We start from the raw sequence: 21,739 nt of genomic DNA, 5'->3' as shown, positions 1-21,739 counted from the left end.
GGTGACCCGGCGTGCCGCGCGGCGGCACGCCGTCATGCTTCGGTTACGCCTCTTCGGACCACGCCATGCCGTCGCGCGCGAGCAGCGCCGACGAAGCCGCGGGCCCGAACGTGCCGGCCGTATAAAGGCGCGGACGATCGCCGAGCTGCTTCCAGCCGTCGAGGATCGGCTCTGCCCACGACCATGCGGCCTCGAGCTCGTCGCGGCGCATGAAGTGCGTGAGGCGGCCGCGGATCACGTCGATCAGCAGCCGTTCGTATGCTTCCGCGCGCCGTTCCGGAATCGCCTGCTGCAGGTCGAGGTTCAGGCTCACCGGCACCATCTTCATCCCGCTGCCCGGCTCCTTCGCGAGCATCTGCAGCTGGATCGACTCTTCCGGCTGGAGCTGGATCACGAGGCGGTTGCTGTAATGGCGCGGGCCGGTCGGGATGATCGAGAACGGCATGTCCGCGAACTCGATCACGATTTCCGACTGGCGGCGCTGCAGCCGCTTGCCCGTGCGCAGGAAGAACGGCACGTTCGCCCAGCGCCAGTTGTTGATGTGCGCGCGCAGCGCGACGAAGGTTTCCGCGCGGCTGTCCGCCGGCACGTTGTCTTCTTCCAGGTAGCCCTTGACCGGCTGGCCGTCGACCGCGCCGGCCGTGTACTGGCCGCGCACCGTGTCGCGCGCGACGTCCGACAGCGTCATCGGCCGCAGCGAGCGCAGCACCTTCAGCTTCTCGTCGCGCACCGCGTCCGGGTCGAGCGACACGGGCGGCTCCATCGCGACGATGCACAGCAGTTGCAGCAGGTGGTTCTGCACCATGTCGCGCAGCGCGCCGGTATGGTCGTAGAAGCCCGCGCGGCTGCCGACGCCGACCGTCTCCGCCACCGTGATCTGCACGCTGCGGATGCTCGGCGCCTGCCACAGCGGCCCGAAGATCGGGTTGCCGAAGCGCAGCACCATCAGGTTCTGCACGGTTTCCTTGCCGAGATAGTGGTCGATCCGATAGATCTGCGATTCCTCGAAGTGCTTGCCGACCGCATCGTTGATCGCCTTCGCGGACGCGAGATCGTGGCCCAGCGGTTTTTCGAGGACGACGCGCGAGCGCGCGTCGACGAGGCGCGCGGCCGACAGGTTGTCGCAGATCGTCGTGAACAGCTCCGGCGACGTCGACAGGTAGAACACGCGGATCGCGTCGCCGCGCGCCGCTTCGGCGAGCCGCAGGTAGTCGTCCGGCGCGTTCACGTCGATCAGCACGTACTTGAACAGGTCGAGGAAACGGCTCCACGCTTCGGCGTCGAACGCTTTCTCGTCGATGAACGGGCGCGACTGCTCGTCCATGAACTTGCGATAGCCGTCGATGCCCCAGTCGCGGCGGCCGACGGCGATGATGCGCGTTTCGGGCGGAAGGTTGCAGTGCAGGTGCGCCATGTACAGCGCGGGCAACAGCTTGCGGGCGGCCAGGTCGCCGCCGCCGCCGAAGATGATCATGTCGACGGGCCGATCGGCTCCGGTCTGGGTAGGCTGATTCGTCATGAGTGGTTCGCGGTTTGAAACGGTGAACGTGAAACGAACGTCGAGGGCTTCTGGCGCCGGTCTGCGGGCGCCGGTACGGCAAAACGCTAATAGTGCCCGGTTTTGATGGATCGCGTATGCGTCCGTGTGCAGTGCATCACGGGATTGGCGTAAGCGCTTACTGATCGAAGAAAGGAAACGCCGGCCGGCCCGCACGGTCCCGACAGCCGCGCGCGATCCGCGCTGCGATCGCCCGAGGCCGCGCCGCGCATGGCCGGACGCGCGGGTCGTGCGTCGCCGCGCGCCGCGTTGCGGCCCTACCGAGCGACCACTCCAGACTACGAAGCTGGCCCGTGGACGCTCGAAATGGCTTCCCCTAGCATGGACGCCGCCGGAAAACGATTTCATCGAGAAGGGGACGCCATGTTGATCGGACCGGATGGCCGCGCCGCGTCGGCGCACTACGAGCCGTCTTCATTGCCCCCGCCTCCGTCTCCGACCGCTGCGGATGTATCGGCGGCGACAACGGGCTTGCAGGCGCAGCTCGGCGACAACCCGCCCGCCGACGGCGCGTCGCTGTCGGCGGCGCTCAGGAAGCTCCGGGAGAAAGATCCGGCGAGCTCGGCGGATGGGCTCGCTCGTGCGGCGATCCTGCTCCAGGCGCAGTACGACGCGGTCCATCATCGGTTGCGGGATGCCGGCGTCGACCCGATCAAGGAAGCGGAAAGCGAGGTCGGCCTCACGCACCAGTTCGATCAGCGCACGCTCGACGCCGCGGCCGGCTCGCTGTCGGACGGTGCGTTGCCGACCGTGCCGGCGGCGCCGTCCGCCACCACGCCGGCCGTGAGCCTCGCCGATGCGCGCGGTGCGATCCAGGCGGGGTTGAACGATGGCCTCACGTGGCAGGAAGCGGTCAACGCGGCACGCGTGCAGTTCGGCGGCCTGAGCGCGAACGAGACGGTACTCGACGAGGCGGCGCTCACCGTCCAGGGCGACCGGCTCGCCGCGGGCGACGATGCGAGCCGCGGCGACGTGCTGGGCGATGCCGCACAGCAACTCGCGGGCCTGCATCTGTTCGACGACGAGAACAATCGCGCCGCGCTTGCCGCGCTGAAAACGACATTGACGCCGTCGCCGGCCCTGCCGGCGGACGCGCAGCGCGCGGACGCCGCATGGGTGTCGTTGCAGCACGATACGGCTACGCATGCGGACGCGCAGCAGATCGCCGCCGACTGGCGGGCGTATCACATGGCGCTGGGCACCGAGCTTGACGACGCGGCTGGCCGGCCGTCGACGAGCGCGGGCGGCACGACGGACTGGACCACCGATGCCGCGCAAAGCGATCGGCGCTGGCAGGCCGAGCGGGCGGTGATCGCGGCGAACACGGCGGCCGGCATGCACGGGCCGGGCGCGGGCGACCTGTCCACCGCGCTCGATGCGAGCGAGATCCTGAATACGATGGAAGCGGCGCCTTCGCGTGTCGGACCCGGCTCGGGCGATGCGGCGAACCTGAAGGCCGCACAGGCGCTCACGCAGCAGCTCGAGGGCGTGCCGCCGTCGAGCGCGCTGTATCGGCAGGTGATGGGCGATCCGCGTACGGCGGTGCTGGAGAACGCGGCGTTCGGCGAGATTACCGGCGCGCAAGGCGGTGATGCGCAGGCGACGCTGACCGCCGAGGGCGCCGCGCTGTCGGGCTACCGGAACACGGTGCTGTTTCCGGCGCTGCTCCATGACACGCTCGCGTCCGGCACCACGCAGCACGACCTGCAGGCAGTCGGCGTGCCGGACAACCTGAAGGACATCGCGAACCTGCTCGATTCGCTTGCCCGGACGTCGCCCGAACTGGCGCAGGCGCTGTTCACGCAGATGCAGGGCAAGATCGAGGGGCTGATCGGGCAAGGGCCCGACGTCGGTGAGCCCGTCGATGCATCGCGGGGCGACGATGCGTACTATGCGCCGCTCGCGCGCATCGTCGATGCTGCCGGCGGGCCGCGGAGCGCGGCCGCCGCGCCGGTGGTGGATGCACTGCGCACGCAGTTGCAGAAGCAGCAGACGCAGCTCGACGAAGGCGGCACGGAGGCGCTGGACAGCCCGTTCCAGCCGCTCGTGTCGCCGCACGGCCCGCAGCACGCTCATTCGACCGCGGTCTACCAGGCGTTCATCGACGAGGCGCCGACCAGCGAGCTCGCGAAAACGCTCGAACAGTACACGGGGCTCAAGCCGTCGCCCGCACCGGCCGCGCCGTCGGTGTTGCCGGCCGACGCCAGCGCTCTCGCGCGGGCGCAAACGGCGCTCGACGCGCAACTGGGCAGCGGGCCGGTGAACGCGCAGACGCTGCAGCAGGCACTCGACGCGGCGAAGGCCGTCAAGGACCGGAACGGCAACCTCGCGAATGCGGCGATCGGCGACACGACGTGGGCGCAGGCCGCGATCGTCGAGCAGGCGCGGGCCGACGGCCAGGCGAACGCCGGCAGCAACGCGAGCGTGCCGCAGGACCTGATCGCCCAGGTGTCGGGCGAACTCGCGGGCGATCAGTTGTTCGATGCAAACACGCTGGCGGCTGCCACCGGTGCGCTGCAGCGCGGCACGCTGGCCGACGGCAGCACGTCCCTCACGCTCGAGCAGATTCCGTCGGCGTCGGACGGCGGCCACGCGGCGGATTACCTGCGCCGGCTGTTGAGCGAGGGCATGACGATGCCCGAGGCCATCGTGCTCACGCGCGCGTGGCTCGGCGGTACATCGGCGTCGGAGCCGGCACTGGCGCAGGCGGCATTGACGGTCCGCGCCGGGCAGCCGGACATCATGCAGGCGTACTACGGCGATTCGAGCCAGGACCCGATCCGGCTGGCTGCGCAGCAGCTCGAGGCGATGGACCGGACGCTGGGCGGGAACGTGCTCGACCCCGCGCTGATCGACCGGACGGTCGACGGCACACCGGCGTCCGGCGGCAAGCCGGCGGTGCCGGGCTGGGCGCAGGATTTCAAGCCGGATCGGGCGGCGCTCGACGGCGCGAACGGCAAGCCCGGACTGATCGCACAGGTACGGAGTGCGTACGACACGTGGCAGGGCGCGCAGGCCAGGGCCGCTGCGAACCCGAACGACGGTGGCGCGCAGAACGCGGCGCGCGCTGCGCTCACGCAGTATCACGCGGCAATGTCCGCGGCGCTCGACGCGGCGGCAGGGCGCGCACCGGGCGACAGCAGCTGGCAATCGGACCCGGTGTACGGCGACACGATGACGAAGGCGCGGACCCAGCTCGAGTTGACGGCGCTCGCACCGCAGATCCAGGCCGCGCAGGCGGCGGGACAGGGTTCGCCGGCATACGACGCGCTCGACACCGGGCTCCGGCAATGGGAGGACGGACTCGATGCGCTGCAGATCATCGGCCGGGTGCGGTCTGCCGGGCAGTCGGCGACGCCGCCGGGCGCGGATCCGTCCGCCGGCAATGTGGCCGCCGCGCAAGCGCTTACCGCCGAGACGTCAGGACTGCAGCAGGCCGATCCCGGGCTCTACCGGCAGGTGATGGACGACGCGTTCGTCGGGAACCTCGGGAAGACGGCGCTGGCGAGCATCACCGGCGCGGCTGCGCTGCCGTGGGTGTGCTCGACCGACGAAGGCGCCATCGCGAATGCGACGGCGCGGTTTCACGCCGCCGCGTCGCTGCTGCAGCAGTACCAGCCGACGGTGATCTACGCACAACTGATGGACGACGTGGCCGGCGATCCGGTGACGCAGCAGCTGTTTTCGACGATCGGGAACGAGGTGAAATCCCGGCCGAGCGATTCGGACAAGCTCAAGCTGCTCGCGGACGTGACGCAGGGCAGCGGCAGCGCGGATCTGTCCGCGCAGCTCGTGCATCAGATGTTCGGCACGGGCGGGGCGAAGCCGGGCTTCTCGCCCGCGCAACTGGTCGCGTGGACGCGGAACGCGAACGACCTGACGCAGGTTTCGCGCATCTACGGGGCGGCGGGCGGCGCGCAGAACCAGGACATGGCCGATCTGAGGCATGCACTCGAGACGATGGTGACGCGCAGCGACCCGAGCTTCGGTGGAGAAAGCGATCACTCGCGGCTCAACGCGCAGCATCGGGTGATCGGCAGAGGCGGTTCGGTGACGTGGGGCGAGGATCTGGGCTTCGGCAACCTGAAGAAGCGGCACCAGCCGATGCAGCTTGCGCAGGACATGCTGGGCGACAACGCGGCGGATCCGCTCGGCAAGGAGATCGCGCGCGAGACCGGGTTCAAGGGCGCGGGCCAGCCGGCCGCCGGGGTGAGCGCGAGTGCGCCGGGCAACGCGGCGCTGCCGGGCGACGCGGCGTACCTGCCGGGCGCGAGCGTGGCGGTGAGCGCGGGCGGCCGCCTGGTCGGGCTGCCATTGCCGGACGGGATGCAGACGCTCAGCAGCGATGACGCGTTGCTCAATGCGGCCGGCTCGGCCTACGGTGTGACGGTGGCGCACATGCCGGCGACGCTCGCGCAGGAACAGGCGTTGTCCGACGGGACGTTCGCGCTGTACGACCCGAACGAGTCGGTGTTCGACGCGAGCGGCCGCAAGACGACGCTCGGTCAGGTCGTCAGCAGCCTGAAGCAGGGCGAAGGCGTGAGCACGCCGAGCGCGCTCGCGCCGGTGACGATGGCGGCGCTGTCGGGCGAGTGGTGGCACAGCCGCGCGCCGGGCAAGGGCGAGCCGGGCACGACTTTCTCGCTGCTGGAGGGGATCTCGGCGAGCGGCGGGCTGATCGACGTGGGGCCGGCCGATCCGACCGCGCGCCAGGGCTTCGGGGACTGGCAGTCGCACACGGGTTTCGCGAAGGGGTACATGGTGGTGCAGCCGCACCGGGTGGTGAACGCGCAGGGGCAGGACCTGACGGACGCCGCGTACTTCGCGGACTACAAGCCCTACATGAGCTGGGGGGAGCGCTGGGGGGCCGACCTGCAACTTGCGGGGACGGTGGCGGCGGGTGTCGTCACGATGATCGCTGCGCCCGAAAGCGCGCCGCTGTGGCTGGCGGTGCTGTCGGACGCAGCCGATGCGTACTTTGCGCTGAACGCGGCGGTCGGCACGGTCAACGCGGTGAAGACGCTTTCGACCGTGCAAGGCCGGAACGACTGGGCGAACTGGCTGGGCCTGGCGGCGAACCTGTCCGGCGGGGCGGCAAGCGGGTTTGGCGCGCTCGCGCGGACCGCGACGATCGGCGACCGGCTGGCGGCAGGATCGGGCGCGTATACCGACGTGGCGCGGGTGACGGGCGTGGCGCGCGGCATGGACGCGCAGCAGTTCGCGGATGCGCAGGTGCGTGCGGCGCTGGCCGGCACGCGGCTGACGAGGACGTTCGGCGACACGCTGCCGGCACGCTGGCTGGCGCGTCCGGCGCTCGCCACCGAGGGCACGATGCAGGGTACGGCAGCTTTCGCGGAGCTCACGCAGGCGTGGCAGGGCAGCCCGATGCTCAAGCTGCTGGGCCGGGCGGCGATGGTGACGAACGGCACGGCGATGGCGCAGCAGGCGGCGGTACTGGCGTGGGCGGCGCTGGAGGGCAAACCGGTGGCGGCGGGGAGCTGGCTGAACCTCGCGAGCTCGGCGGGTTTGACGGGCCTCGGTTTCGGCATGGCGCGCGCCGGCAGCGTCGACGCGATCGATGCGCAGTGGCCATCGCCGGACCGGCCGGCCGATTCGTCGATCACCGCGAGCCCGGGTGTCGTCATCCCGCCGAAACGCAGCTATACGATCCCCGCGAGTACGCAGCAGAATCCCGACGATCTGGCGACGGTCATATCGCATGTGCTGGGTTCGCAAGGCGATATCGACGGCGCGACCTATTTCGTGTTCGCACCGGATCGCTATCAGCCGGCGGACAGCGGTTTCACGCCGCCTCCTGCGTCGCAGGACGCCGCGACCGGCGCCGGGAAACTGGAGAGTACGCCGTCGCTGTTCGACGCGCGGAGGATGATCGGCACACCCTCTGACGGCATCGCGATCGTCGATAGCCGCGGGATCGGCCAGGACGGCAACGTGCCGCCGACGGCGGTGATTGCGACGATCCGGCCGGGGTATCCGCGAGACCCGTTTCAGATCGACGTCAATCCCGGCTACACGCAACCGATCCGCTTCTCGTATCCGCATCGAGGGCGCGCGGGCACGCACCCGCCGATCGGGATCGACGAGGCGACGGGCGGCTGGCTCGTGCCCGACGAGGTCCGCCAGAACGGCGGCCTGATGGACGACTTCATCGCGGCGCTGGCGAACAGCGGCGGCCGGCTCGCGGGCACGCGCTACGTGCTTGCCGGCGCGCAAGGCAACGTTGATGGGACCAATCCCGCCGTTGCGATCGTGGACGAAGGAGGGCAGACGGTCGCGACGCTGCACTTCAACGCCGGCGCGAATGGCTGGCAGGCGGATTTCGTCCGCGACTACGACGGCCGCGTGCCGGTCGCGTACCCTGCCGGCTTCGACGCGGGCCAGCCGCTGATTCGCAGCCGGAACGGCAAGCCGATCGACGCCATCAACGCGCAGGCCGGCAATGGCCGTACGCAACTGGCGAGCTATCCGCGTCGCGAGGGCGATCTCGCGGTGTACATCAACTTCGGCGACTATCCGGAGAAGCGCCTGCTCGGCGTCGATGCATCGGGCAAGCCCCTGGCGTTGTTGCTGCCTGCGCCGCCGGGTTATTTCATCGTCAATCAGCATGCGGGGCCGAAGGGGTTCCTCAATTTCCGGGAAGAGGTGCTGACGCCGGAAGACGAAGCGGCACTGATCATCGGCGCAGGATGGGACGGCAAGATGCCGATCCTGTTCTATTCGTGCGGACCGGGCGCGCAGTTCGACGGCGGCGACGGCCGGGAGATGGAGGCGCCGGTCATCCAGCGCGTCACCGATGCGTTGCAGTCGTTGTACCCGCTGATGCGTGGCGGGCAGGTCGATGCGGGCTTCCACACGATCGCGGCGAACCGCCCGGTCGCGTGGTACGTGGCGGACGACCAGGCGCGCGTTGGCGGCTATACGAGCGACATACGCGTCCCGTCGATGCAGGAATGGGCCGGTCACCGGGAGTTATCGGACTGGATCGAGCAGCAAGGGTCGATCGCGGCCGACGAGGCGCCGAGCTTTTCCTACTATTACCCGGGCGCGGCCGCGCCGAACGGCGGGTGATCGGCGTCTGCTCGACCGTCATGCCGACCGGTACGGCGCGCGGCCCCCGTATTAACCCTGATTAAAAAATCTTATCGCGGTGAAAAATTCAGCATCTTATTGAACCGATATCGGCTCGATATAGTGGCTCGCTTTCCCGCACGCACCCCTCCGCGTGCGGCTGACACGCTGACGATCAGCAGGAGCCGCTTGATGACCACCGACGTCCGATTCACCGAAATCGAGGATCTGATGCCCGCCGCCGGCGGGCTGCGCGAGATCCGCCACCACATTCATCACCATCCCGAACTGGCGTACGAGGAGCACGACACGGCCGCGCTCGTCGCGGACAAGCTCGAGCAATGGGGCTGGCAGGTGACGCGCGGGGTCGGCAAGACGGGCGTGGTCGGCACGCTGCGCGCGGGCGACGGCACACGCAGCATCGGCATCCGCGCGGACATGGACGCGCTGCCGATCGTCGAGGCGACCGGCCTGCCGTACGCGAGCGGCACGCACGGCAAGATGCACGCGTGCGGCCACGACGGCCACACGACGATGCTGCTCGGCGCCGCGCAGCATCTCGCGAAGACGCGCAACTTCTCCGGCACCGTGCACCTGTATTTCCAGCCGGCGGAAGAGCACGGCGTCGACAGCGGCGCGAAGAAGATGATCGACGATGGCCTGTTCGAGCGCTTCCCGTGCGACGCGGTGTTCGGCATGCACAACCATCCGGGCGCGGCGCCCGGCGTGTTCCTCACGCGGCGCGGCCCGTTCATGTCGGCCGGCGACAAGGCGATCATCACGATCGAAGGCGTCGGCGGCCACGCGGCGCGTCCGCACCTGACGGTCGACCCGGTCGTGGTCGCGGCGAGCATCGTGATGGCGTTGCAGACGATCGTCGCGCGCAACGTCGATCCCGCGCAGCCGGCAGTCGTCACGGTCGGCTCGATGCACGCGGGCACCGCGAACAACGTGATTCCGAACGGCGCGCGCCTCGAACTCAGCGTGCGCTCGTTCAGCCCCGACGTGCGCGCGCTGCTCAAGCGCCGGATCGTCGAGCTGGCCGAAACGCAGGCCGCGAGCTACGGTGCGAGCGCGAACGTCGAGTACATCGAAGGCTACCCGGTCGTCGTCAATACGGATGCCGAAACGGATTTCGCCGCGCAGGTCGCGCGCGAGCTCGTCGGCGACGCGCACGTGGTCGAGCAGACCGACCTGCTGATGGGCAGTGAGGATTTCGCGTTCATGCTGCAGCAGCGGCCGGGTTCGTTCGTGCGGCTCGGCAACGGCGAAGGCGAGGACGGCTGCATGGTGCACAACCCGAAATACGACTTCAACGATCGCAACCTGCCGATCGGCGCGGCGTACTGGACGCGCCTCGTCGAGCGCTATCTGGGGCAGTGATCGCGGCGGCGCGCGGCCGGCGCTTCCGGCCGCATTGAGAGGAGACGACAACGATGCAGAAAGACCATCTCGCGCTGCACCCCGCGTCGACGGGGGCCGCCGATACCACCGCGCCCGGCGCGCCCGCGGTCACGCGGCGCGGCGCGATCGCGGCGGCCGTGATCGGCAACTGGCTGGAATTCTTCGACTTCACCGTGTATGGCTTCTTCGCGGTGCTGATCGGCAAGCTGTTCTTCCCGTCGAGCGACGCGACCACGTCGCTGCTGCTGTCGGTCGCGACGTTCGCCGCCGGCTTCTTCACGCGGCCGCTCGGCAGCGTCGTGCTCGGCGTCTATGCGGACCGCAAGGGGCGCAAGGCCGCGCTGAACCTGACGATCATGCTGATGGCGCTCGGCACCGGCCTGATCGCGATCGCGCCGACCTATGCGCAGGCCGGCATCGCCGCGCCGCTGCTCGTCGTGTTCGCGCGGCTGATGCAGGGCTTCTCGCAGGGCGGCGAATTCGGCGCGGCGACCACGACGCTGCTCGAACAGGGCGGCACGTCGCACCGCGCGTTCCGCGCAAGCTGGCAGCTCGCGACGCAAGGCGGCGCCGCGCTGATGGGCTCGGGTTTCGCGGCGCTGCTGTCGAACACGATGACGAAGGACGCGCTCGAAAGCTGGGGCTGGCGCCTGCCGTTCCTCGTCGGCGTGCTGATCGCGCCGGTCGGCATGTACTTGCGCCGCCGGCTCGCGGACGATGCGCCCGGCGACAGCCATCACGGCATCGAGCGCGGCGTGTTGCACGAGCTGTTCTCGAAGCACACGCGCACGGTGGTGCTGCTGATGCTCACGGTGATGGGCGGCACGGTGTCGACCTACATCCTGACCTTCTACATGCCGACCTATGCGATCCACACGCTCGGCCTGCCGATGAAGCTGTCGATGTTCGTCGGCGTCGCGTCGGGCTGCGTGATGCTGGTCACGTGCCCGCTGTTCGGCTGGCTGTCGGACCGCCTCGGCAGCCGGCGCCTGCCGATCTTCATCGGGCGCGGCGTGCTGGTCGTGCTGCTGTTCCCGGCGTTCTGGCTGATGAACCATCACCCGTCGCTGTCGATGATCCTGCCGCTGACCGCGCTGATGCTGCTGTTCTATTCGCTCGGCTCGGCGTCGGAAATGGCGCTGATGTGCGAATCGCTGCCGCGCCACGTGCGTGCGACGGGCATTTCGATCGCGTATGCGCTCGCGGTGACGCTCTTCGGCGGCACCGCGCAGCTGATCGCGACCTGGCTCGTGAAGACGACCGGCAGCAAGCTCGCGCCGGCCGGCTACGTGGCCGCGTGCGTGGTGCTGTCGCTGATCGCGGTCGCGATGCTGCGCGAGACGGCGCAGGAATCGATGGACTGACGCGCGGCGCGGCGGGCGGGCTCCGGCAACGAGCGCTTACCGCCCGCGCACCATCCTCAGGTACGACGCGAGCATCGTCGCCAGCTCCTGCGCGGCCGGCGTCAGCGGCACGGCCGCGCGCTGCAGCAGGCAGACCTCCTGCGATTCGGCCTGCTCCCGCACGGGCACCTTCACGAGCGCGCCGGCGAACGGCCCGTGCCGCGTGACGGCTTCGGTTTCGAGCGCGACGCAATCGGTCTGCGTGACGAGTTGCAGCGTTTCGAACATCCCTTCGACGGTCGCCAGGATCTTCGGCGGCGGCTGGCCGTGCGCGTCGAAGTATGCGAGCAGCCGGTTGACGACCGGGTCAGCGCTCAGGTTCGGCGAGCGCGTGGACACCCACGCGTAGCCGGCCAGTTCCGCGAGCGATTGCGCGTGCATCGCCGGATGCCCGTTGCGGCACACGACGACCGGCGCCGACGCATGCAGCGGCGTGACCGCGAGATCGGTCGTGTCGGTCTGCTTCGCGACGAGCGCGATCGCGAAATCGACCGCGCTTTCGCGCAGCCAGCCGATCATCATCCGCGACGTGCCGGTGCGCAGGTGCACGTCGACCTTGTCGAAGCGCGCGCGGAACGCGGTCAGCACGGGCGCGAACGCGTCGATCAGCGGTTCGGCCACGAGACCGAGCGTGACGGTGCCTTCGAATGCGCCGCTCAGTTGCCGGATCTCGTGCTCGACCTGCTCGCATTCGCCGAGGATCGAACCGGAGCGCGCGAGCAGCCGCTGGCCGACGGCCGTCGGCACGATCCCGCGATTGGTGCGCGTGAACAGCGTCGCGCCGAGCGTCGCCTCGAGGCTCTGCAATTGCTGCGTGACGCCGCTTTGCGCGAGATCGAGCGCGCGCGCCGCGGCGCGCAGGCTGCCGTGTTCGACGACCGCCTGGAAGATGCGAAGCTGGGAGAGCGTGAACGCCATGAGCGAGCGCGATGCCGGTGATCGGAAATGGTGATCATGATAAGGCCGCCGATGATTCCGGCGGCGGCGCGCACGCACTACGATCGCAGGCAGTCCGGTTGATGCCGGTTGTCCATCACGCTCCTTCTGCCTGCCGCTGCCCATGAAACGCTTCCTCGTCCCGCTCGTTTCCCTGTGCCTGGCGTTCGCGGCCGGCGCCGCGCACGCGCTCGATGCGCGCACCGTACGCCTCGGCATCGACCCGACCTATCCGCCGATGGACGCGAAGGCGCCCGACGGCAGCCTGAAGGGCTTCGACGTCGATCTCGGCAACGAGATCTGCCGCCGCGCGCAATTGCGCTGCCAGTGGGTCGAGCTCGAATTCTCCGGGATGATCCCCGCGCTGCAGGCGCGCAAGATCGACGCGATCCTGTCGTCGATGGCGATCACCGAAAAGCGCGAGAAGCAGATCCTGTTCTCGTCGAAGCTGTTCCGCTTCAAGTCGCGGCTCGTCGCACGGCCCGAACTCGGGCTCGGCAGCTCGGCGGCGTTGCTCGCGGGCAAGCGCGTCGGCGTGCAGTCGGGCACGCAGTTCGAATCGTGGGCGCTCGCGCACTGGGCGCCGGCCGGCGTCAGCGTGGTGCCGTACAAGAGCCAGGACGACGTGTTCGCCGATCTCGTCAACGGCCGCCTCGACGCGGCGCTGCTCGGCACGGTCGAAGCCGACTACGGGTTCCTGCGCCAGCCGCGCGGCAAGGGTTTCGCGTTCGTCGGCACGCCGCTCGACATGGGCGATCGCGGCGTCGGCATCGGCCTGCGGCAGTCTGATACGGCGCTCAAGGCGTCGATCGACGGCGCGATCGCGTCGATGCTCAAGGACGGCACGTACGACCGGATCGCGAAGCGCTACTTCGATTTCAACCCGTACGGCGACTGAGCGCCGTGCCGCCCGATTCCCCCGTTTTCCTCCGTTCGAGACCATCGATGCAGATTCGCACCACGCCGCTCCTGTCGCCGTCGATCGGCACGCAGCGCACGCTGACGAGCTTTCATTTCGGGCCGGCCGACGCCGGCCGCAAGATCTACCTGCAGGCCGCGCTGCACGCGGACGAGACGCCCGCGATGCTCGCGGCGTTCGTGCTGAAGCAGCGTCTCGCGCAGCTCGACGCGGAAGGCCGGCTCGCGGCCGGGATCGTGCTCGTGCCGGTGTCGAACCCGGTCGGCCTCAATCATCATCTGCTCGGGCAATTCATCGGCCGCTTCGATCTCGCAAGCGGCCGCAACTTCAATCGCGGCTTCCTGCCGCTCGCGGACATCGCTGCGCGTGCGCGCGACCGGCTCGGCGACGATGGCGTGCGCAATCGCGCGATCGTGCGCGAATGCGTCGGCGCGGCGCTCGACGATATCGCGCCGCGCACCGAATTCGATGCGCTGCAGCTCGCGCTGCTGAAGCTGTCGCATGACGCCGATGTCGTGATCGACCTGCATTGTTCGCTCGAAGCGGTGATGCACGTGTACACGAGCGACACCGCGTGGCCGGAAGTCGAACCGCTCGCGCGTTATCTCGGCGCGGAGGTGTCGCTGCTCGCCGAGGATTCGGGCGGGCACGCGTTCGACGATGCGCATCATTTGCTGTGGTCGCAGTTGCGGCCGCTGCTGCCGGAGGGCACGCCGATGGCGGCCGGCGCCGTCGCCGTGACGGTCGAATGCCGCGGCCAGCGCGACGTGACGTATGAATACGCGGAACGCGACGCCGATGCGCTCGTCGACTATCTCGTGTGGTGTGGCGCGGTGCACGGCGAGCGTACGCCGCTGCCGCCGCTCGCCGCACCGGCCACGCCGCTCGCGGGCAGCGAGCAGTTCCATGCGCCGGTGAGCGGGATACTCGTGCATCGCGCGGCGGTCGGCGCGACGATCCGCGCGGGCGATCCGCTGTTCGACATCGTCGATCCGCTGACGGATGCGATCACGACGATTTCGAGCGCGACCGACGGCGTGTTCTACATGCGCCGCGCGATCCGCTTCGTGACGGCCGGCGCGCCGCTCGGCCGCGTGACGGGCACGGTGCCGGTGCGCAAGGGGATGCTGCTCGGCGCGTGAGCGGCGGATGCGCCGCGCGCGACGCGCCCGACACCCGGCCGTTCGATCCCGGCCTGCACCGGGGTGGCCGCTTGTCGATGGCGAGCGAGGCAGGCGGCATCGTCGGCGGGGACGGTCATGGCTCGCCGCGATTCCCGGCGGCACGCTTGCGGGCTCCGCCGCGCGCCGTTGCTTGGCCGTTGCGTCCGCCCGCGTTCGAGAACAACTTCATGTCCTGAAGGATGCCGCGCAGCAGCGTATCGGCTGCGACGCCGAGTGTCCGTCCCGCCTTGACCAGCAGCCGCGCGTTGGCCGCTTCGAGCAACGGATGCGCGACCGGAAGCGCGACGAGTTCGCCGGCCTCCAGCTCCCGATACGCAGCGAAGGCGGCGAGCAGCGTGACGCCGTTGTTGCGCTTGACGAAGTGGCGCAGCACGGCCAGCGAGTTGGTGGTGAGCGTCGGGTGGATCTGGAGGTTTTCCGCGTAGGCGAGCATCTGCACGGCTTGTCCGAGACCGAACGCGGGCGGCATCAATGCGAGCGGATACTCGGTGAGTTCGCGTACCTCGACCGGCCGGCCCCGCACGGCGAGCGGGTGCCCGGGATGGACGAGCGCCACGACCGGCTGCGACGAGGTGGCGACGTACTCGATATCCGGATGCGCGGGCGGATTGTAGGCGAGGCCGATATGCGCGCGGCTTTCGGCGACTTCCTGCAGCAATGTGCTGACCGGCAGGAGATCGACGGTGACGTCGAGCTTCGGATAGCGCGCGCAAAAATCGGTGAGTACCTCGTCCATCAGGCGGTCGATATAGCCTTCGCTGGTGACGATGCGGATCTGGCCATGTTGCAGCCCGCGCAGCGCCTGCAAGCGGTCCTCGAACAGTTCCTGCTGGGAGCGGCAGCCGCGCCAGTATTCGAGCAGATGCGCCGCGGCCTCGGTCGGCTGCACGCCGCGAGGCTGGCGCTCGAACAGCGGGGCCCCGATTTCTTCCTCGAGCAGCCGGATCTGCCGCGTGATGACGGACGGCGACGTATTGATGCTGTCGGCCGCGCCGCGGATGGAGCCATGCGTCAGGACTTCATGGAAATAGCGCAAGCGGCGCTGGTTCAGTTCACGCATCGTGTCGGTCCGTTTGCCGGTGAAGTGTTGCTCGTTGAGCAACAATAACTCGCTTAGGTTGCTCTTGCGCTGCTTTTTCGGCTCCTCGACGATTCGAACAGATTCGATGATCGATGCGGGATTCGAAGCAATACGCCCTAAAGGAGAGCGCATGTCCGCCATTCCATCCCCTCAAGCCCCGGTCGCGCCCGACAGCCCGGCCCATCAGGCCCTGTACCGCAAACTGAACTGGCGCCTGCTGCCGTTCCTGCTGCTCTGCTACACGTTCGCCTATCTCGATCGCGTGAACATCGGGTTCGCCAAGCTCTCCATGCAGAGCGACCTGGGCTTCTCCGATGCGGTGTACGGGCTGGGCGCGGGCATCTTCTTTCTCGGCTATGTGCTGTTCGAGATCCCGAGCAACCTGCTGCTGCCGCGGATCGGCGCGCGCAAGACCATCAGCCGGATCATGGTGCTGTGGGGCCTGACCTCGGCGGGCATGATGTTCGTCCACAACGAGACCACGTTCTACGCGATGCGCTTCCTGCTCGGCGTGTTCGAGGCCGGCTTCGCACCCGGGATGATCTTTTACCTGACCTACTGGTACGGCCAGCGCCGCATGGCCGGCGTGATGGCGGTCGTCATGCTCGCCGGCCCGATCGGCGGGGTATTCGGTTCGCCGCTGTCGGCATGGCTGATGACCGGGCTGTCCGGCGCACACGGCCTGGCCGGCTGGCAATGGATGTTCGTCGTCGAAGGGCTGCCGTGCGTGCTGCTCGGCGTGCTCGCACTCAAGGTCCTGTCCGACAGGCCGGCCGACGCGAAATGGCTGACCGACGACGAGCGGCGGATGCTCGCCGCCGAGCTGCACACGCCCGGCGCGGGTCATCACTCGTTCGGGCAGGTGCTGCGCGACCCGCGCGTGTACCTGCTGGCGTTCGCCTACTTCACGATCATCTGCGGGATCTACGCGGTGAGTTTCTGGCTGCCGTCGATCCTCAAGGCCGACGGCGTGACCGATACGATGCAGATCGGGCTGTACTCGATGATCCCGTACGTGTTCGCCGCGATCGCGATGATCGTCATCGGTCGCAGGTCGGACCGCCGCGGCGAGCGCCGTTTCCACAGCGCGGTGCCGGCCCTGATCGGCGCGATCGCGCTGGCGGTGGCGACGGCGGCCAATGGCAATCTCGTCGTCTCGCTGGTCGGCATGACGATCGCCACGTCGATGATCTGGGCCGCCTACACGGTGTTCTGGGCGATTCCGTCGCAATACCTGAAAGGCGACGCCGCCGCGGGCGGCATCGCGCTGATCAATACGATCGGCCTGATCGGCGGCTTCCTGAGTCCGACCATCATCGGCGCGATCCACTCGGCGACGGGCAGCATGGCGGCCGGGCTGCTGGTCATGGTCGCGCTGCTCGTCGCGGGCGCCGCGGCACTCGTGGCGAACCGGCTTCCCGCACCCCGCGATGCGCTGGCGACGGCGTGACGTCGCGGGCCCGCAAGCATCCCGGCATCCATCGCGGTGTCGTATGGCCGGCACGGATCGCAGCGTGCCGGCGCTTTGACTGCCTATTTCCGGAGACACGTTTTTGAACACGCGCATTTTGATCGCCGGCTTTCAGCATGAAACCAATACGTTTGCGCCATCGAAAGCCGCCTACGCAAACTTCGAGCGGGGCGAGGGCTTCCCGGCCATGGTGCGGGGCGACGACGTGCTCGCGCTGCGTGACGTCAACATTCCCGCAGGCGGGTTCATCGTCGCGGCGGAACAGCGTGGCTGGACCTTGCTGCCGGTGATCTGGGCGGGCGCAAGCCCGTCGGCCCACGTGACCGAGGATGCGTTCGAGCGCATCGCCGGCGAAATCCTCGCGGCGGTGCGCAGCGGAGGCTACGACGCGGTGTACCTCGACCTGCACGGCGCGATGGTGGCCGAGCATACCGACGACGGCGAAGGCACGCTGCTGGCGCGCGTGCGCGCGGCGGTCGGCCCGGCCGTGCCCGTGGTCGCGTCGCTCGACCTGCATGCCAACGTCACCGGGCAGATGCTGCACGAGGCCGACGCGCTGGTCGCCTTCCGCACCTATCCGCACGTCGACATGGCCGAGACCGGCGAACGCGCGGCCGTGCTGCTCGAGCGTCTGCTCGACCGGCAGGCAACGGGCCGCGGCCCGCTGCATCGCGCGGCGCGCCGGTTGCCGTTCCTGATCCCGATCAACGGCATGTGCACGCTGCTCGAACCGTCGCGCGGCATGTATGCGGCGCTCGCGGCGCGGGAGACCGGGGCCGTGGCGTCGCTGTCGTTTGCGCCGGGCTTTCCGGCGGCCGATTTCCCCGAATGCGGCCCGGTCATCTGGGGTTACGGCGACGATGCCGCCTCGGCCGAGGCAGCCGTGCAGGCGCTCTACGACAAGATGCTGGCGGACGAAGCCGCGTGGCAGGTACCGTTCCTGTCGCCCGACGACGCCGTGCGCGAAGCGATGCGGCTTTCCGAGGGGGCCGGCAAGCCGGTCGTCATCGCCGATACGCAGGACAATCCCGGCGCGGGCGGCGACTCGAACACGACGGGCATGCTGCGCGCGTTGCTGCGCAATGGCGCGAGAGAGGCGGCGATCGGCCTGATCTGGGACCCGGCGGCTGCGGCTGCGGCCCATCGCGCCGGTGTCGGTGCGTTCATCGATCTGGCGCTCGGCGGCGTCTCGGGCGTTCCCGGCGACGCGCCGTACCACGCGCGTTTCGAGGTCGTGAAGTTGTCCGACGGCGTATGCCGCTTCGACGGCCCGATGATGAACGGCATGCGGGCAGATATCGGCCCGGTCGCCTGCCTGCGGATCGAAGGGGTGCTGATCGTGGTGAGCAGCGGCAAGGCGCAGATGCTCGACCGCAATCTCTATCGTGTGGGCGGCGTCGAGCCGGAAGCGATGCGCATCCTTGTCAACAAAAGCTCCGTGCATTTCCGCGCGGATTTCCAGGGCATCGCCGAGGCAGTGCTCGTGGCTGCGGCGCCTGGCCCGATGACGGCCGATCCGGCCGAGTTGCCGTGGACCCGGCTGGCCCCGGGAATCCGGATGAAGCCGATGGGAACGGCCTTCGCGGGCAACGGCTGAAGCGCGGCACGCCGCCGACGCGCGGCCGCGCGATTCGCCGGTCTCCCGCGAGCCGGCCGCTGTCCTGGACAACGCCGTCGCGGCGCCTGACACATGGCGCCGCGCGGCGTGAGCGTACCCGCCGCGGATCTGCGCTCAGCCGCGCCGCGCGACCAGCTCCGACACGGTTTGCGCGGCCTGCTGCAGCGGCCCGAGAAACTCCTTCACCATCTGCTTCGCGGTATGCCGTTGCGCATTGCCGCTGATGTTCATCGCCGCGATGATCTGCCCGCGCCGGTTGCGGATCGGCGCGGAGATCGACATCAGGCCCACTTCGAGTTCCTGGTCGACCACGGCCCAGCCCTGCTGACGCACCTGAGCGATCGTCGCCTTCAGTTCGCCGGGATCCGTGATCGTGCGCGGCGTGTGCGCGCGGATGCCGCTTTGCGCGAGCGTTTCGTCGAGCGCCGCATCGTCGAGCGCGGACAGCAGCACGCGGCCCATCGACGTGCAGTACGCGGGCAGGCGGCTGCCGATCGACAGGTTGATCGTCATGATCTTGTGCGTCGGCACGCGCAGCACGTAGACGATCTCGGTGCGGTCGAGCACGGCGGCCGAACAGCTTTCGTGGATCTGCGCGGACAATTGCTCCATCACCGGATCGGCGAGATTCCAGAACGGCATCGACGTCAGGTACGCAAAGCCGAGCTCGAGGATCTTCGGCGTAAGCCGGAACAGCCGGCCGTCGGCCTCGACGTAGCCGAGCGTCTGCAGCGTGAGCAGGATCCGGCGCGCGCCCGCGCGCGTCAGGCCGGTGGCCGAGGCAACCTCGGTGAGCGTCTGCTCCGGGCGCTGTGCGTCGAAAGCGCGGATCACCGCGAGGCCGCGCGCGAACGACTGTACGTAGGAGTCGCCGGGTTTCGTCTGAGTGTCTTCGGTTGTCATGAACGGTCGGATTGTCGTGCAGCCGAGAAGATAGCGCATGGGGCCTGACACGCCAACCGCACGGCAGGCCGGGCGCTTGACAGGTCGTCCCCGCACTCCCTATGATGCGGTGAACGTTCGATACACGATCTTATGTTCGTATATAGAACATTTAAGCGCATCCCGGCGGGCAATGCAAGGGGCGCGCCCCATTCATTTCCCAGCCTTGCATGGGGCCGGAGCCGGCGCAAAAGCGTCCACTTCGACCGACCGCGAAGCACGGGACCGGAGCAAGCGCTCAAGCGCCAGCTCCGGCCGACTGGAGACACTGATGACCGAAGCTTTTCTGTGTGATGCGATCCGTACGCCGATCGGGCGTTACGGCGGTGCATTGTCCGGCGTGCGCGCCGACGACCTGGGCGCGGTGCCGCTCAAGGCGCTCGTCGAGCGCAACCGCGACGTCGACTGGACCGCGATCGACGACGTGATCTACGGCTGCGCGAACCAGGCCGGCGAGGACAACCGCAACGTCGCGCGCATGTCTGCGCTGCTCGCGGGCTTGCCGGAAGGCGTGCCGGGTTCGACGATCAACCGCCTGTGCGGTTCCGGGATGGACGCGGTCGGCGTGGCCGCGCGTGCGATCAAGTCGGGCGAGGCCGCGCTGATGGTCGCGGGCGGCGTCGAAAGCATGACGCGCGCGCCGTTCGTGATGGGCAAGGCCGCGAGCGCGTTCGCGCGTCAGGCCGACATCTTCGATACGACGATCGGCTGGCGCTTCGTCAATCCGCTGATGAAGCAGCTGCACGGCGTCGACTCGATGCCCGAGACGGCCGAGAACGTCGCGGTCGACTACAACATCAGCCGCGCCGACCAGGATCTGTTCGCGGTGCGCAGCCAGCAGAAGGCCGCGCGCGCGCAGCAGGACGGCACGCTCGCCGAGGAAATCGTGTCCGTCACGATTCCGCAGAAGAAGGGCGATCCGGTCGTGTTCTCGCGCGACGAACATCCGCGCGAAACGTCGCTCGAAGCGCTCGCGAAGCTGAAGGGCGTCGTGCGTCCGGACGGCTCGGTGACGGCCGGCAACGCATCGGGCGTCAACGACGGCGCCGCCGCGCTGCTGCTGGCGAACGAGGCAACCGCGAAGCGCTTCGGCCTGACGCCGCGCGCCCGCGTGCTGGGCATCGCGACGGCCGGCGTCGCGCCGCGCGTGATGGGCATCGGCCCCGCGCCGGCCACGCAGAAGCTGCTCGCGCGGCTCGGGATGACGATCGACCAGTTCGACGTGATCGAGCTGAACGAGGCGTTCGCGTCGCAAGGTCTTGCGGTGCTGCGCATGCTCGGCGTCGCCGACGACGATCCTCGCGTGAACCCGAACGGCGGCGCGATCGCGCTGGGCCATCCGCTCGGGGCATCGGGCGCGCGCCTCGTGACGACCGCGATGTACCAGCTGCATCGCACGAACGGCCGCTTTGCGCTGTGCACGATGTGTATCGGCGTCGGCCAGGGCATCGCGATCGCGATCGAACGCGTCTGACCCTTGCGTGACGCGGTGAAGCGGCCGGTCACGCGCCGCTTCGCCGTTCCCCGAACGATGGGCGGCACGACACTCGTCGTGCCGCCCATCGTCGTTAACCGGCTTGCGATATCTGCCTGAGCCGTGCGTCGAGCGCGTCGATCTCGGTGTCCGCGAACACCTCGATGCCATGCTGGCGCAGCAACGCCGCCGTGACGCCGGCGCCCGCATGCCGCCGGTTCGCGAAACTCCCGTCATAAATGAAGCTGCTGCCGCACGACGGACTGCCGTCGGCGAGGATCGCGAAGCGGCAATCGTGCGCGCGTGCGAGCGCCAGCGCGGTTTGCGCGCCGGCAACGAACGGCGCGGTCACGTCGGCGCCGTTCACATCGACGATGCGTGCGGTGCCTGACAGCACCCGCTGCCCCGATTCGCCATCCGCGATTTCGGCGGGCGGGCGCGGCACGCTGAATCCTCCGGCCAGTTCGGGGCAGACGGGCACGAGACGCCCTTCGCGCTGCCACCGTTCGAGCGCATCGTGCGCGGCGGTCTTGGCCGAACCGTTGTAACGGACCGGATGACCCATCAGGCACATGCTGACGAGGATCTTCGGTGTCGCTTGCGGTTGCGGCGCGTTCTGCAATTCGTTTTCCATGATGGTGATCGTGACGACGCGGAAAT

Annotated in this window: 13 protein-coding genes; 8 read left to right on the top strand and 5 right to left on the bottom strand. The window is 69.0% G+C overall.

Annotation, left to right across the window (positions count from 1 at the left end; genetic code table 11):
• Positions 1–43: 43 nt before the first annotated feature.
• Entirely contained in the window at positions 44–1,519 is a 1,476-nt protein-coding gene (gene zwf, locus BBJ41_RS26915) for a glucose-6-phosphate dehydrogenase (RefSeq protein WP_069749255.1), read from the bottom strand.
• A gap of 510 nt (positions 1,520–2,029) precedes the next feature.
• Between zwf and BBJ41_RS26910 the strand changes: the two genes are divergently transcribed.
• The 3 genes from BBJ41_RS26910 to BBJ41_RS26900 all read left to right on the top strand — a co-directional run bounded on the left by BBJ41_RS26910 (position 2,030) and on the right by BBJ41_RS26900 (position 11,415).
• Complete coding sequence (locus BBJ41_RS26910; protein ID WP_069749254.1) at positions 2,030–8,647, top strand: hypothetical protein; 6,618 nt, start codon at positions 2,030–2,032, stop codon at positions 8,645–8,647.
• 192 nt (positions 8,648–8,839) lie between these two features.
• Positions 8,840–10,030, top strand: coding sequence for a M20 aminoacylase family protein (locus BBJ41_RS26905; RefSeq protein WP_069749253.1), 1,191 nt, complete (start codon positions 8,840–8,842; stop codon positions 10,028–10,030).
• A gap of 53 nt (positions 10,031–10,083) precedes the next feature.
• Positions 10,084–11,415 (top strand): MFS transporter, encoded by a 1,332-nt coding sequence (locus BBJ41_RS26900; RefSeq protein WP_069749252.1) that lies wholly within the window; start codon positions 10,084–10,086, stop codon positions 11,413–11,415.
• A 36-nt stretch (positions 11,416–11,451) separates the two neighbouring features.
• Here the strand turns inward: BBJ41_RS26900 and BBJ41_RS26895 are convergent, their stop codons facing one another.
• A complete protein-coding gene (locus BBJ41_RS26895; RefSeq protein WP_069749251.1) occupies positions 11,452–12,372 on the bottom strand; it encodes a LysR family transcriptional regulator in 921 nt (306 codons plus the stop codon).
• Positions 12,373–12,514: 142 nt separating this feature from the next.
• Between BBJ41_RS26895 and BBJ41_RS26890 the strand changes: the two genes are divergently transcribed.
• Together BBJ41_RS26890 and BBJ41_RS26885 are read left to right on the top strand one after the other, a co-directional pair.
• Positions 12,515–13,288 carry a transporter substrate-binding domain-containing protein gene (locus BBJ41_RS26890; protein WP_069749250.1) on the top strand — a complete coding sequence of 258 codons (774 nt, stop codon included), beginning with the start codon at positions 12,515–12,517 and terminating at the stop codon, positions 13,286–13,288.
• A gap of 47 nt (positions 13,289–13,335) precedes the next feature.
• A complete protein-coding gene (locus BBJ41_RS26885; protein WP_069749249.1) occupies positions 13,336–14,451 on the top strand; it encodes a succinylglutamate desuccinylase/aspartoacylase family protein in 1,116 nt (371 codons plus the stop codon).
• A 115-nt stretch (positions 14,452–14,566) separates the two neighbouring features.
• Here BBJ41_RS26885 and BBJ41_RS26880 read toward each other — a convergent pair whose 3' ends face one another.
• Positions 14,567–15,553 carry a LysR family transcriptional regulator gene (locus tag BBJ41_RS26880; RefSeq protein WP_069750393.1) on the bottom strand — a complete coding sequence of 329 codons (987 nt, stop codon included), beginning with the start codon at positions 15,551–15,553 and terminating at the stop codon, positions 14,567–14,569.
• A 151-nt stretch (positions 15,554–15,704) separates the two neighbouring features.
• Between BBJ41_RS26880 and BBJ41_RS26875 the strand changes: the two genes are divergently transcribed.
• The gene (locus tag BBJ41_RS26875; RefSeq protein WP_069749248.1) at positions 15,705–17,024 is read left to right on the top strand and encodes an MFS transporter; all 1,320 of its coding nucleotides are present in this window, start codon (positions 15,705–15,707) and stop codon (positions 17,022–17,024) included.
• A gap of 103 nt (positions 17,025–17,127) precedes the next feature.
• Positions 17,128–18,642, top strand: a complete 1,515-nt coding sequence (locus BBJ41_RS26870) for a M81 family metallopeptidase (RefSeq protein WP_069749247.1) — start codon at positions 17,128–17,130, stop codon at positions 18,640–18,642.
• Between the two features lie 135 nt (positions 18,643–18,777).
• Here BBJ41_RS26870 and BBJ41_RS26865 read toward each other — a convergent pair whose 3' ends face one another.
• On the bottom strand, positions 18,778–19,566 hold the full coding sequence (locus BBJ41_RS26865; RefSeq protein WP_069749246.1) for an IclR family transcriptional regulator: 789 nt from the start codon (positions 19,564–19,566) through the stop codon (positions 18,778–18,780).
• Positions 19,567–19,876: 310 nt separating this feature from the next.
• Between BBJ41_RS26865 and pcaF the strand changes: the two genes are divergently transcribed.
• Positions 19,877–21,079, top strand: coding sequence for a 3-oxoadipyl-CoA thiolase (gene pcaF / locus BBJ41_RS26860; RefSeq protein ID WP_069749245.1), 1,203 nt, complete (start codon positions 19,877–19,879; stop codon positions 21,077–21,079).
• Between the two features lie 94 nt (positions 21,080–21,173).
• Here the strand turns inward: pcaF and BBJ41_RS26855 are convergent, their stop codons facing one another.
• Positions 21,174–21,713, bottom strand: coding sequence for a 2-thiouracil desulfurase family protein (locus BBJ41_RS26855; RefSeq protein ID WP_408611220.1), 540 nt, complete (start codon positions 21,711–21,713; stop codon positions 21,174–21,176).
• Positions 21,714–21,739: the final 26 nt, after the last annotated feature.

It is taken from the genome of Burkholderia stabilis, from assembly GCF_001742165.1.
Taxonomy (GTDB): Bacteria; Pseudomonadota; Gammaproteobacteria; order Burkholderiales; family Burkholderiaceae; genus Burkholderia; species Burkholderia stabilis.
This window is presented reverse-complemented; position numbering and strand designations above follow the sequence as displayed.

What these genes read in the sequence shown, in the direction of transcription:
- zwf (WP_069749255.1), bottom strand. Translation starts at nt 1,519, where the DNA reads ATGACGAATCAGCCTACCCAGACCGGAGCCGATCGGCCCGTCGACATG.
- BBJ41_RS26905 (WP_069749253.1), top strand. Translation starts at nt 8,840, where the DNA reads ATGACCACCGACGTCCGATTCACCGAAATCGAGGATCTGATGCCCGCC.
- BBJ41_RS26900 (WP_069749252.1), top strand. Translation starts at nt 10,084, where the DNA reads ATGCAGAAAGACCATCTCGCGCTGCACCCCGCGTCGACGGGGGCCGCC.
- BBJ41_RS26895 (WP_069749251.1), bottom strand. Translation starts at nt 12,372, where the DNA reads ATGGCGTTCACGCTCTCCCAGCTTCGCATCTTCCAGGCGGTCGTCGAA.
- BBJ41_RS26890 (WP_069749250.1), top strand. Translation starts at nt 12,515, where the DNA reads ATGAAACGCTTCCTCGTCCCGCTCGTTTCCCTGTGCCTGGCGTTCGCG.
- BBJ41_RS26885 (WP_069749249.1), top strand. Translation starts at nt 13,336, where the DNA reads ATGCAGATTCGCACCACGCCGCTCCTGTCGCCGTCGATCGGCACGCAG.
- BBJ41_RS26880 (WP_069750393.1), bottom strand. Translation starts at nt 15,553, where the DNA reads ATGCGTGAACTGAACCAGCGCCGCTTGCGCTATTTCCATGAAGTCCTG.
- BBJ41_RS26875 (WP_069749248.1), top strand. Translation starts at nt 15,705, where the DNA reads ATGTCCGCCATTCCATCCCCTCAAGCCCCGGTCGCGCCCGACAGCCCG.
- BBJ41_RS26865 (WP_069749246.1), bottom strand. Translation starts at nt 19,566, where the DNA reads ATGACAACCGAAGACACTCAGACGAAACCCGGCGACTCCTACGTACAG.
- pcaF (WP_069749245.1), top strand. Translation starts at nt 19,877, where the DNA reads ATGACCGAAGCTTTTCTGTGTGATGCGATCCGTACGCCGATCGGGCGT.
- BBJ41_RS26855 (WP_408611220.1), bottom strand. Translation starts at nt 21,713, where the DNA reads ATGGAAAACGAATTGCAGAACGCGCCGCAACCGCAAGCGACACCGAAG.